Below are 13,455 nucleotides of genomic sequence, written 5' to 3' on the forward strand. Positions count from 1 at the left end.
CACACGTTGGGTATTTTTGCCAATTTTAAACAAGGTAAAAGTCAACGCGACTGGCTTCAACAAGCCAACGTTATAGGATGTTAAAGTCGAGCATCGCGTTTATTTAACTAAAGACTACATAAAAACCGGGTTTGTGACGATATAAATTGCCACTGGGTTAATAGAAATAACTCATGATTCTCCGTTTTCCAGCGACTTTAGCAGCATAGCAATGGTTCTATGTCTGAAAACATCTCTAATCCTTACTTTCGCTTGTCCCAGAATCTGAGTATTCATCTTTGCAACCAATCGGACAACGGACAAAGAATTACCACCGATGTGAAAGAAATTATCATTGATACCTACCCGTTCTACATCCAATACGTCTTGCCAGATCAGGCACAGCTTACGCTCTATCTCTCTCCTTGGTGCCTTGTAGTCACTGGTTCTTACCTCTCCGGGTACCGGCAATCCTTTACGGTCCAATTTGCCGTTTATTGTAAACGGCAACTTTTTTAGCACAATAAATACATTCGGAACCATGTACTCAGGTAAAACCTTCACCAACGCATCATGCAGGCTCAATTCTGATAGCTCTTTTCCCTGTGTCGGTACAACATATGCGATTAAGTGGCTATTCGCTCCGTTTCCATGGGCAATTACCACCGCTTGCTGTACGTCGTCTATGCCCATCAGCGTATTCTCTATCTCACCCGGTTCTACCCGGAATCCGCGAATTTTTAGCTGAAAATCATTCCTTCCCAGATATTCCAGTTCACCGTCCCCTCGCCAGCGAACCAGATCGCCTGTTTTATAGAGTCGTGTATACCCTTTCTCCTTATCATGTTCATCGGCAAAAGGGTTCTCTACAAATCGTTGTGCACTTAGCTCATCACGATTCAGATATCCACGGGCAACGCCAGCGCCTGAGATGTAAAGCTCCCCTAAGGCACCTATCGGTAGGCATTTCATTTGCGGAGAAAGAACATATAATTTCGTATTGGCAATGGGTTTACCTATGCCACCATCATAGCGGCATTGAGGATAATTTATAAAATTGAGGGAAGTGACTGTTGTTTCAGTCGGACCATATTCATTATTCAATTTTTCACCAAAGAGAGATTTCAATTGAGCATGGCACCGATCACCCCCACTGATTACACGCCGGAGAGTCATCAGTTCATTTAAGCTACCAAGAGATAACAGATAATCAGGCGTTGCGTGAATATGCGTTACCTGATATTTGAAAGCGAAATGCCTTATTTTTTCAACATCTTTCAGGTCCGCATCAGAGGCCATGATAAAATATCCCCCCGATAATACCGGTAAGAATATCTGTTCAATGGATGCATCAAAGACATAAGGCGCCAATCCAAGGACTTTTTCATCATCACCAAAACACATGGTCTTACGTTGGGAATGCAATAAATTAGCAACGCCATCTTGTTCTACCATGACACCTTTAGGTTGTCCGGTTGTCCCTGAGGTATATATCACATAGGCGAGGTTTTTCGGGCCACTTATCGGAGGCAAATTGGTCTGCTCTATATCCTGCGTCAATGTTGGATCATCAACTGACAGGTAAGCGATTCCACTCCCACTCTCTCCTACCCCTATCTTTTCCAGCAATCCAGATTGAGTCAGAACAATGTGGGCCTTTGTATCACGCAGCATAAAGCTGACCCGTTCTGATGGATATTCCGGCGATACCGGCACATAAGCGCCCCCTGCTTTTAATACGGCAAGGATAGAGACAATCATCTCTGCACTGCGTTCCAGATACAGCGGAATCAATGTATCAGGTTCCAACTCCTTATGCGTGAGTGCGCGATAGCGTGTACGTATTGTCCGGGCAAGTGCGTTGGCTTTGGCATTCAATTCAGCGTAGCTTAGTTTCTCATCTGCAAAAATCACTGCGGTGTTTTCTGGGGTTTTTGCCACTTGCTCTTCAAATAGCTGGGATAACGTCTTTTCAGCTGGGAAGGAAGCTGTAGTTTTGTTCCAGCGGTTCAAACGTTGTTTGTCCTCTTCCGGTAACAATGGAAGCTCTCCAACCGATTGATGTTTGTTACCGACAAAAGCCACCAGCACTTGCTGATACACGGCAATCAGCTGAGTCATGGTGACATCATCAAATACCGCCTCTGCCCAGCAAAATTGACCTCTGAGTTGTTCGTGACTGTCGTCAATAATCAAATTGATATCAAATTTTGCGGCCAGCGCTAAGGATTGATTCTGCGGCAGTGTTACCGGTCCGAAAGGCATATTTTCTGCACGGTACTGACCAAAATTTTGTACTGCAAACATCACCTGAAATACCGGGTGCCTTGATAAGTCATTTTCAATGCTTAATTCGCTGACCAATCGGTCAAACGGCAAATCCTGATGAGATTTGGCTGCAATAATACGCGTATGAAGGGAGGCAATCAGCTCACGGACTGAGATTGAGAAATTTTCATTGATCCTTATCGGCAAAGAATTGACGAAGAAACCAATCAATGGCTGCGTCTGAATATAATGCCTGCCATCTGATGGAATACCGATAACGATATCATTACGCCCTGACATGACCGCCAGTGAGACATAAAGCGCTCCCAACATAACCGTATTCAATGTGGTTGCTTCATTTTTTGCCAGTTCTCGCAGTGAGTTTGATAACATCCCGCTCAGCAAAAAATGGTGTTCCTTCCCGCTATCATCGAACTGAGCCGGACGTGGTTTATCCGCTGGGAAAGCAAGATTTTCATAACCTGACAACACCTCTTGCCAATAAGAGAGATGAAGTTGTACATCCTCATCGACCAAAGATTCGCGTTGCCAGTAGGCAAAATCGACATACTGAATAGGGAGTTGAGGCAATTCAGGCTCTGCTGCATTTGAGTAAGAGGTGTATACCTGAGCAAGTTCTGATAGAAAAATATCTGTCGACCATCCATCAAAGGCAATATGGTGCCACACCATCAGCAAATATTGCTCATTACCAACAATATAATGGTGGTATCTGGCTGGATGTTCATTGGACAGGTCAAACAGTTGCGAGGCATCTTTTTTCACTCTCTTCAGCCATCCATTATCATCATGAATCACCTCAGAACTCATGGATAACGGTATATCTATAATGGTTTGATAAACATGGCCTTGATCATGTGTTCGATAAACTGTTTTGAGTATCTGATGCCTTTCTTGCAGATAAGACAGCGAGTCGGTCAAAACATCCAGTTTCACATCACCCTTTAATTTTACTAACAAAGGAATATGGTAGGCGTATGTTCCTCCTAACGCTCGTTCAATGAACAGCATCCTTTCTTGAGCAAACGATAAAATTTGGGGTTGCGAAGACGGTGGAATATTCAGAGTTTCAAGCGGCGCATCATGCAAAATTGACGATAAGGTTTTAATATCCTGAATATTGAAAAATTGTGACAACGGTATGTTTTTCTTATACCGATTCTGAATGACAGCAGATAATTTAACCGTGGTAATAGAATTTCCCCCTAAGCGGAAAAAGTTATCTGTAATACCTATCTGCCTGACTCCCAGCACCTTTTCCCAAAGCTGGCACAGCTCCTGCTCCAGTTCCGTTCTTGGTGCCTCATAAACACGATTTCTTACCTCTTCTGGTGCCGGTAGCCCTTTACGGTCCAGTTTGCCGTTTATCGTCAACGGTAACTTTTGCATCATAATAAATACACTCGGCACCATATACTCCGGCAAAACCTTCAACAACGCATCACGCAGGCTCGACTCTGATAGCTCTTTTCCCTGTGTCGGTACAACATATGCGACTAAATAGCGATTCGTTTCCTTACCATGGGCGATAACTGCCACTTGCTGTACGTCGTCTATCCCCATCAGTGCATTTTCTATCTCTCCCGGTTCGATCCGAAAACCGCGAATTTTTACCTGAAAATCATTCCGTCCCAGATATTCCAATTCACCGTCATTTCTCCATCGAACCAGATCGCCTGTTTTATAAAGCCGTGTATACCCTTTTTTCCTGTCTTGCTCATCTGCAAAGGGGTTTGCTACAAATCGTTGAGCACTTAATTCCTCACGATTGAGATATCCACGAGCCAATCCAATACCACCAAGATAAAGCTCTCCCGGTGCGCCCAACGGCACCAGATTCATGCTCTCGTTAAGGACATATAATTTTATGTTGTTGATTGGCTTACCAATCGGTATCACTTTCAGCGAGGCAGAACGACAGTCATAAGCCGTGACATCAACAGACGCTTCTGTCGGTCCATACAGGTTATGTAATTCAGTCTGTTGTGCGGAAATATCTTTAAACTGAATAACGGTAGCTTCCGTCAGTGCTTCTCCACTGGCAAAGACACATTTCACACATGCAGGAATACGCTGATTTGTTTCGCTCAAATGCTGATTGAAAGCGCCGAGCATGGAGGGAACAAAATGGAGGTGGGTAATATTCTCTCTGGCAATAAGTGTACGCAAGGCTTGAGGATCTTTATGAACTTCAGGTGAAGCAACAACAATGCATGCGCCAGTCCAGTTAGCCCATAATAGTTCCCATACCGATACGTCAAAAACATAAGGTGTTTTTTGCAGCACGCGATCCGATTCACAGAGCGGGTAAGCTTGTTGCATCCAAAAAATACGGTTCACGACACCAATATGTTCTAACATTGCCCCCTTAGGCTGTCCGGTTGTCCCTGAGGTATATATCACATAGGCAAGATCTTTCGGGCCACTGATCTGAGGCAAATTGGTCTGTTCCGCTCCCAGTGTCAACGTTGGATCATCGACTGACAGGTAAGTGATTTCATTCCCATCTTCTCCTGCGCCTGTCTTTTCCAGCTTTTCAAGCAACCCTGATTGCGTTAGAACTACACGAGCCTTTGTATCACTCAGCATAAACCTGACTCGTTCTGACGGATATTCCGACGATACCGGCACATAAGCGCCTCCTGCCTTTAATATAGCCAGAATAGAAACAATCATTTCTGCACTGCGTTCCAGATACAGTGGGATTAATGTATCCGGTTCTAATTCTTTATGCGTGAGTGCGCGATAACGTGCGCGTATTGTCCGGGCAAGTGCATTCGCTTTAGCATTCAGTTCAGCGTAACTTAGTTTCTCGTCTGCAAAAATCACCGCAGTATTCGTCGGGGTTTTTGCCACTTGCTCTTCAAACAGCTGGGATAACGTTTTTTCGTCAGGGAAAGCGGCTGTAGTTTCGTTCCAGTGGGTTAGACGTTGCCTATTCTCTTCCGGTAACAGCGGGAGTTTTCCAATGGGTTGATGCTTATCATCGACAAAGGCTACTAACACTTGCTGGTACACCGCCACCAGCTGATCCAGAGTAGCAACATCAAATATCGCCTTGGCCCAACAAAATTGACCGGTTAGTTGTCCATAGCTGTCATCAATGATGAGGGATAAATTAAGCTTTTCTTGCTCATATTCTAATGAATCAAAGTTTTTTACGGCAAATTTGACCTGAAATATTGGATTGCATGATGGCCCTTCAACTGATTCTAGAAATGTATTCAATTGGTCAAATGAACATGAGCGATATTGTTGTACGGTTGTTATTAGTTTATCGATATGGTGAATAAGTGAAAAAACGGAAGTGTCCGGTTGAATGTGTATTCTTAACGGAAAAGGATTCAGTGTGCTGTTGTTATTCTCACTATCTAAAGAGTTGCCTATAACAATATCATACTGTCCTGATAATGCTGAAAGTGACACATAAAATGCACTCAATAGAACGATATTTAGTGACTTGCCTTCATATATAACTAGATTACGTAATTGTAAAGAAAGTTTTTCATCAATATAAAAAGATGATCTTAAAACTTGATTTTCACCAGGGTCACGAACCAGCCTATCAACAGGGATGGAAAAATTATCTCGACCGGAAAGTAAATTAGACCAGAATTTTAAATCATCTAAATTGTATTTATTTGATAGGGTATGAAGGGGGCAGCCTTTACAAACAGATGGGCTAACTTCCATTATTTCATCCTTAGATAATAAATTAGATAAATGAAACTTCGAGTTATGAAAAATATTATAGAACTAGGGTGTGGTCCCCCATCATTCAGCACCTAACCCTCTTATTTTAGTGTTAACCAAAATTGCCGCATTACCAAAAATCTGTCCCTGATACAACTCTTGATGTGCGTCTGGGAGTTGTTCAAAGTTGAAAACACGATTGAGTGTGGGAATAATTTTCTTTTGATTCACTAACTCAAGAAATTCTCTACATTCCTTGATATTGGCGTAATGAGAACCTTGAATCCGTTTTTGATGCATCCACAAATGTCTGACATCAAAATCACAGTTGTAGCCCGATGTTCCCCCCACGGTTACAATCATGCCTGAATGGTCGCAGATTTGGAGCGATGTAGGGAATGAGTCTTCCCCTGAGTGCTCAATCACCAGTTTGGGGAGCTCTTTCTTGCCTAACACTTTAAAGTAATCGCGTCGAAATCTGGCAAACTCGCGTCCCCATACTTCATGTTCTGGTGTTTGTATTGGTGGTAATCTGCCAAAATGAGAATATTGTCCCCTTAATAAATATCCAACTGCCCCAAGATCGCATACATATTTGCCTTTTCTTTCAGAAGATACGACTGCCACTGGTAATCCTCCCAAGGCTCGCACTAGCTGGACAGATAATGACCCTAACCCCCCAGCAGCTCCCCAGATTAAAATAGGATCACCCGGTTTCACAATGTTAGGAACCCAGTGTGTTAACTGTTTATAGGCTGTTGGTCCATTAAGCATTATTGAAGCGCTTTCTTCCCATGTGAGATGAGTAGGTTTTGGATAGCATTGGTAATCCTCAACAAGAGTGTATTCAGCAAAGGAGCCGAAATTTTTCTCATAACCGTAAATTTCCTGCCCCCGGTTAAACATAGGATCTTGAGATAATCGGGCATCCATACTGGTCGCATCGTAGACCGAACAAGAGACAACAACGTGATCCCCAACTTTCACATTTTGCACACGTTTACCTACCGCATAGACAATGCCAGCAGCCTCAGATCCGCCAATATGGAAAGGTACCGCTGAACGGTCTTTTTTACGTCTGGCCGCAATAACATCAACAGGTTTGCCAGTAGATGCCCATACGTTATTGTAATTAAGTCCCGCAGCCATGACATACAATAGTACCTGAGTATCCCCCACATCAGGCACATCGACGACTTCATGTTTAATCGCTTTTATAGGTTCGCCATATCTTTCTGACCGAATAACAAAGGCATTCATGGTTGAAGGAATTACTGATTGAAATTTCATTGATATTCCATGCATATTCTTTTATTAAACAAATACGGTTCTTAAGGATTTAATCCATTAAGATAAATTCAGCATGCTTTATGATGACAAAATTAAATAATGTTTTGTTTTTCTGTTCTCCACGCAAGGAACAGCTTATTCCCCCACCATTTTGTAACAACAAAGCCGATTATCATGAATATCAGAAATGCAATGATTATTTGATATCGTGGCAATTCATCACCACCATAAAATATCATGGATAAAACACAGCCAGTAGTTTGGAAGAAACCAATACATCTCAGCATAAATGTATTAACTGTAACCGCTTTCTCTCTGGTGAGTTCATTAATCAAGTTAATACAACTCGGATTATATATGCCAATACTTATCCCGCCCATGAACATAGTGAATGTTATCGTGTATACATTTGGGAATAAAATAAATAGCGCAGACGCAAGCACATAAGTAAGCGGAAATAAAAACACAACGGCACGTAAGGAGATAAAATGTGTCAATTTATCAAAATGATATCCTGCTATCAGGCCAGGGAGTCTTATCAAGGATAAAAACAAAATACTGGTTGAAACAGACATGATTTGCATTTTATCGATAATTAATGGCTGAAAATAAGCATATAGTGCATTCACCCCATGCAGTAATGGCATGCCAAATAATATCCATAAAATGGGAGGCACTAATTTATCATCCACGCTCTTTTCATTAATGGATGATGTGTTAGAGGAGGTCTCATTGTGAATATAATCCTTACCAATAAGAAGAACCCCGGCCCCAAAGATCAAAAAAGTGATAGCATCCAGAATTAAAGCATAGCGCCATTCTCCGGCAGAAATAATCTGGGAGGCAATAACCAGACCAACAACACCGGCAACAATGTCAAGTGCTGCCTTTTTACCCGAGATACGTAAATACGTACTAGCCTCACAGAAAAATTTATAAATGGACACGTTATATATAAGTCGCGTAATCCCTTCTTTTGCGACGGCATAAAAAAATACAAATAAAGATATAACGATTAGCATAGCTGATTGGCTGGTAACCATGAAAATGATAATGCCAAATATAATCTCTATGATAGCAATGGCTATCAATATTAATGCATAGTCTCGCCTCTCTGTCTGGCTACGTTTGCTCACTACTTTACCTAAAAAACTAGACAAGAATATAGCAACCGAAGGAATTAGCCACGCTAACAGGGCAAAACTAATATTTCCAGTCTCTTTGCCTAGCCCTAAAGGCAGGCAAATAACCAGTAATGTGTCACCCAATGTCGACAAAAAAGCAATAGCTAAGAAAAATGTCGCGCGCGCAGAGGTTGTCATGCTTCGCCCCTGACCCAGCCATTAACCAGTGATAAGGCTTGCGCCGATTTAAAACCGATTGAGGAAACTCCATTGGGTTTCCACAAAAGTTCTATCACTCGGATCTGTTGAGAATAACTCATTGAACAGAAGACCGCCTTGAGTTCATCAGAAATATTCAGGTCAGTGAACTGGAGGAATAAATTGTCATTCACTCTGCTCAATTGGTCTGCCAGAAGTTTACTCTGTTTCTCGCGATTTAGCCCACAACATCTGACACGCTGAAATCCCGCAAGCCTGAAAAAATCTGCGATTTCGTAATAGTGGTATGCATTCACGATTGGGTTAAGAAAAGCATCGACATCAACCGCAATTTGATCAACGCTTTCATCACTATGACTTGCTGTATCACTGCCATATTGATTTCGGCTCAATTGATTGCAGAGTTGATCCATCAGATCAACATTTAAAAAGTATTTTTCTTTCGAAATACTGCGCGCGAAAATCTGAAGGATTTCTCGTTCTTTTAACCTGTTATATTCACCAATTGCATGATAAAGCCAAATTAAAGCCACACCATTTTCGTTAAGGGAATGGTAAGCGGCCTGAAATCCATTTAATGGATTTTCCATATGATGAAAAACCCCGGTAGATATAGCAATATCATATTGCCCCTTTTCATTAAATCCTTCTATCGTGTTATTGACCAGTTTCACGTTTTGCAGGTTATGATGCGCAATAAGTTTTTTTGCCACATCCAGAGAGTTTTCTGTCATGTCAACACCGACAAATTGTGTCTCAGGGTAAAAACTCGCAAGGCCAATTAATCTATGTCCAGTACCACAGCCAAAATCGACAACTTTCTTGCCGTTCAATAAGTCATCATTGAAAATTAACCCAAAAATTCCCGCTAAATCATAAATCAGGTTATCGCCAATGGAAGCGCTTGGATAAGGATATTGTGTATACATAGATTTAACATCTGATATGCTCATTTTATATTTCCTTAAAAACGTTATTAACCAGAGCAGGCAGATCGACATTTTGCATTATTGAATAATGATCGCCATCAACCTGAAAAGCCCGAACGGTGTTTTCTGATAAATGTTCCCAATGAACCTGATTAACCGATAAATGGGATAATGTTTTTGTCGCCCAGACTATATTGATGTCACACGGGATTTTTGATGTTCTGTCAAAATCATGGGTGCGTAAAATGTCACGATGCCATAACACGGTTTTTATCATTTCAGACAATGACTCAGGCGTTATTTCTACCCCATATTGATGTTTTAGTTTATTACAGAGCATTGGCATGTTGTCTTGCCATGCATTTAGATCTTTCTCTGAAGAGAACTGTCCTTTAGTTAATCCATTCAATACTGAGGTAATTGCGTTATTTACTTCGTCTGCCATATTAAAATGCCCGGAATAAGCGCAATCAATCAATGTGACGGTTTTAACACCGTGGATATGACATGGTTTTCCGGCAACTGGTTTTCTAGAGACTAGTTTTCTGGCAACTTCAAAGGCGACCACGCCACCATAAGACCACCCTATAAGGTGTATTTTCCTGTTACCACAATGCTCGATTAATTTTCTGGCATATAACTGGCAAAGATCATCAAAGCTGACATTACCCTTTGAACGCAGATCTGCGGGACTCTCAATGCCATAAATTGGAATTTCTGCATCAAGCTGATTAACCAAGGTGTAATAACCATTTAGTTCACCGCCTACAGGGTGAAACAGGGCTATGCATGTGTCATCATTTTCCGACGGCTTTAACTTATTTAAAATAGTTCTTTTAGCTGTTGTTTTCTCTATAGCACGTTCAATATGTTGATTAATATGCCTAATAGTCGGGTTTTCCATGATTTGCCCGATTGTCACTCGTACCTTGTATGTAGCATTAATGGCTTTAAGCACTTTAAACAAGAACAATGAATTGGCACCAAAATTGAAAATATTCTGGGTTGGATCACTGATAGTAATGTTAGTCTTTGCTGCCAAAAGTTCTATTAAAGCGCTTTCAGCAGCAGAAGCCTGACTCATATTCACGGTATTATCACCAGAAACAGAGGCATAATTAACCAGCGCTTTAACGTCTATTTTACCCGATGTGTTGAGTGGAAATTCCCTGACCCGATAATAGTTTGTCGGCAACATATAAGCAGGAAGATGACGACCCAATTCATCAGAAATACTGCTTTTTATATCATCATCAGCGATCAATTCAGATGATATATAGTACACACTGATGCACCCTGCATCTTTGTGAAATACACTATAGGCATCTTGAACACCATGAATATGTCTGACTCGAATATTGATTTCCTCTAATTCAACCCGGACACCATGGATCTTAATCTGAGAATCTTTTCTTCCGATGATATAGACGCGGTTATCCGGCGCAATGTATCCCAAATCGCCGGTCATATAGCCTTTATTTTTGCCTGTTGGTGTATCCAGCTCAATAAATCGCGTTAATGTCAGCGCTTGATCATTGACATATCCCTCACCGACAGATGGACCAAATAATGCAATTTCCCCTATTTCCCCGGTATTTAATAAATCATGAGTATCAGAATAAATACCTACGCCTGTATGACAGATTGGATAACCAATAGCATCATTAGGTGTATTTTTATCAATAATTTCAAAAACGGTATCTACCGCACACTCACAGGGACCGTAGACATTGATAAATTGTACCTGGGAACATTTTTTTATTTTGTGCAATAAATCCGCATTTATTTTTTCTCCACCAACTAACATCCATTGCAAAGAAGGAACCTTTTCGAATAAACCTTCTTCGAAGAAAAGTTGTAATTGTGATGGCGTACAATCCATTCCTTCTATCTTATGCTGATTCAGCGTTGCGGCCATTTGTTCAAGATTAAGTCTCTCTTCTTGATTCAGGATATAGACGCTTTTACCTAAACAAACTTGCAATATCTGTTGATAAGATGCATCGAATGAAAATTCTGCGTTCAAGGCAAAACGCTGTATAGGCATTGAGATAGATGATAAAAATTGCCCCAGATTCGCTATGGCATTTTGACCAATAACAACACCTTTGGGTTTGCCTGTTGTGCCTGAGCTGAAAATAACGTAGCCAGCCGAATGTGACTGTTCCGCGGAAAATTCATAAGACAATCTATGCTGCCCGATGTTTTCTATCCTATGCCCATAGCAATAATCTGGGGTGGTGTCTAAGCTGATAAGCTTATCCAGTTTCAATATATTAAAGAAATGTCGCCCTCTTTCATCTGGCAAACCCGGCGGAATTAAGACACCAACCCGACCAGCCAACCAACATCCTAATAAAGCGATAATTGTCTCTGGTGTTCTCGGAGCATAGATACCGACATACTGTCCAACCGCATAATGCTGGCAAATATAATTTGCACATTGATTAATTAGAACGCTCATCTGTTCAAAAGAGATCTGCTCTCTATTCAAAAAAGTCGGCGCTTGCTTTTGGCATAATGCTTGTATTGCGTTACAAATAGAAAAATCGTTAGTTGTTCGACTTCCTTGGAGAAAAGCCAGACCGGCTTCTCTATGATCTCTCACCTCTGTACCGCAGACATTCAGCAGGTGTTGGTTAAAGGCTTTTACTAACTTCATTAAAGTCGGATATGTCACCACGGAAGAATCATATTCAATGCTAACCTTGGCCTCTTGGTTATCCGTGACGAAAATAAACATAGACAAGTCATTTTTAGCATTGCGCGAAAAAATCCTTGAACCTAATTCACTTTCACGTAAAAGCGAGGAAGAATTTGACGTTAGACGTTGTAATTCAAGCACCACTTGATACGGCCTTTCAATGTCACACCCGGTAACATTGTTAACGACATCGTGTATTGACAGCGCTGGCAATGAAAACGCCTGTAAATTCTTTTCATCTAATCTTTTAAGTTGATCGATAACGTTTTGAACAGGATCAAGGACCGACACCAGTTTAATTGTCCGGGCAAAATACCCAATTAATGATTGGGTACCCGGTCTTGCTCTATTCTGATCGGTACAGCCAAGGAAAAAACTATTCTGACCCGTTATCTCTTCTACCGCTTTCGCCAATGCATAATGGAAGACCGTGAATAATTGAATATTTTTCGATTTGATAAAATCGATGACATCCTGAAAACCCGTTAATGGAAAATCAAAAATTTTCGCCTGACTGCCTATCTCCCAGGAGGTTGCTCCCCAGGTCAATTCCTTACTTGCAAAGTTCTTATAGTAATCTCGCCATTTATCAAATGATTCATCATCCGCTTTCTTAGGCAGATGATAGAGATAATCGAAGAAATCTATTTTCTGATTTTTCTCTCCTTGCCTTAACGCAATGCGTTGCTTAACAAGTGCAATTGAAAAACCATCCATAATAATATGATTGAAGAAACAACAAATATGTAATTTCTTATTATATCTTGACAAATAAAAACGCGCCGGGAACTCATTTTTTAAATAAAACGGCTTTGCGTATTCTGTCTTTAGAAAATCCAGGAATAAATCCTCAGAGTTAAACCGATGAGACTCTACTTTGAACTCCTGTTCAGAAAATGGAATCAAATGGACCTGACCGTGATGCTCATAAAAAATACTTCGGAACGTGCGGTTTTCATAAACCAATTCTAATAGCGTGTCTTTAATGTCTGATTCTGATATTTCAGATTCATCAACTTCCCAAACCATACCCAAGTTATAGGCATTATTGTCCTGATTAAGCAGGCTATCATGCCATAATCCCAGCTGATTGCTTGACAGCACAGGATAAGCATTCAGAACCTCGTTAAGCTTATTCTCAGCCAATAGGTTTAATTGAGAAAGCACTCTTTCTATCGCATTATTCATGCAAATTTTTCCTTAACATGATTTTCCTTAACACCATTAT

5 protein-coding genes are annotated in these 13,455 nt (G+C 41.0%); all 5 read right to left on the bottom strand.

Annotated elements, in window-relative coordinates; all coding sequences use genetic code 11:
• Window positions 1-171: 171 nt before the first annotated feature.
• The 5 genes from Xbud_RS16755 to Xbud_RS16775 all read right to left on the bottom strand — a co-directional run bounded on the left by Xbud_RS16755 (window position 172) and on the right by Xbud_RS16775 (window position 13,415).
• On the bottom strand, window positions 172-5,961 hold the full coding sequence (locus Xbud_RS16755) for a non-ribosomal peptide synthetase (RefSeq protein WP_099137188.1): 5,790 nt from the start codon (window positions 5,959-5,961) through the stop codon (window positions 172-174).
• A gap of 81 nt (window positions 5,962-6,042) precedes the next feature.
• Window positions 6,043-7,251, bottom strand: a complete 1,209-nt coding sequence (gene ccrA / locus Xbud_RS16760) for a crotonyl-CoA carboxylase/reductase (RefSeq protein WP_099137190.1) — start codon at window positions 7,249-7,251, stop codon at window positions 6,043-6,045.
• A gap of 92 nt (window positions 7,252-7,343) precedes the next feature.
• Complete coding sequence (locus Xbud_RS16765) at window positions 7,344-8,573, bottom strand: MFS transporter (RefSeq protein WP_099137192.1); 1,230 nt, start codon at window positions 8,571-8,573, stop codon at window positions 7,344-7,346.
• Entirely contained in the window at window positions 8,570-9,547 is a 978-nt protein-coding gene (locus Xbud_RS16770; RefSeq protein WP_244590012.1) for a class I SAM-dependent methyltransferase, read from the bottom strand. The genes Xbud_RS16765 and Xbud_RS16770 overlap by 4 nt, the downstream gene beginning before the upstream one ends.
• Window position 9,548: 1 nt before the next feature.
• Window positions 9,549-13,415 (bottom strand): AMP-binding protein, encoded by a 3,867-nt coding sequence (locus tag Xbud_RS16775; RefSeq protein ID WP_099137193.1) that lies wholly within the window; start codon window positions 13,413-13,415, stop codon window positions 9,549-9,551.
• Between the last annotated feature and the right edge of the window lie 40 nt (window positions 13,416-13,455).

The organism is Xenorhabdus budapestensis, from assembly GCF_002632465.1.
GTDB lineage: Bacteria > Pseudomonadota > Gammaproteobacteria > Enterobacterales > Enterobacteriaceae > Xenorhabdus > Xenorhabdus budapestensis.

Excerpts from the sequence above, each read along its gene's own strand:
- ccrA (WP_099137190.1), bottom strand. The coding sequence starts at position 7,251 with ATGAAATTTCAATCAGTAATTCCTTCAACCATGAATGCCTTTGTTATT.
- Xbud_RS16775 (WP_099137193.1), bottom strand. The coding sequence starts at position 13,415 with ATGAATAATGCGATAGAAAGAGTGCTTTCTCAATTAAACCTATTGGCT.
- Xbud_RS16755 (WP_099137188.1), bottom strand. The coding sequence starts at position 5,961 with ATGGAAGTTAGCCCATCTGTTTGTAAAGGCTGCCCCCTTCATACCCTA.
- Xbud_RS16765 (WP_099137192.1), bottom strand. The coding sequence starts at position 8,573 with ATGACAACCTCTGCGCGCGCGACATTTTTCTTAGCTATTGCTTTTTTG.
- Xbud_RS16770 (WP_244590012.1), bottom strand. The coding sequence starts at position 9,547 with ATGAGCATATCAGATGTTAAATCTATGTATACACAATATCCTTATCCA.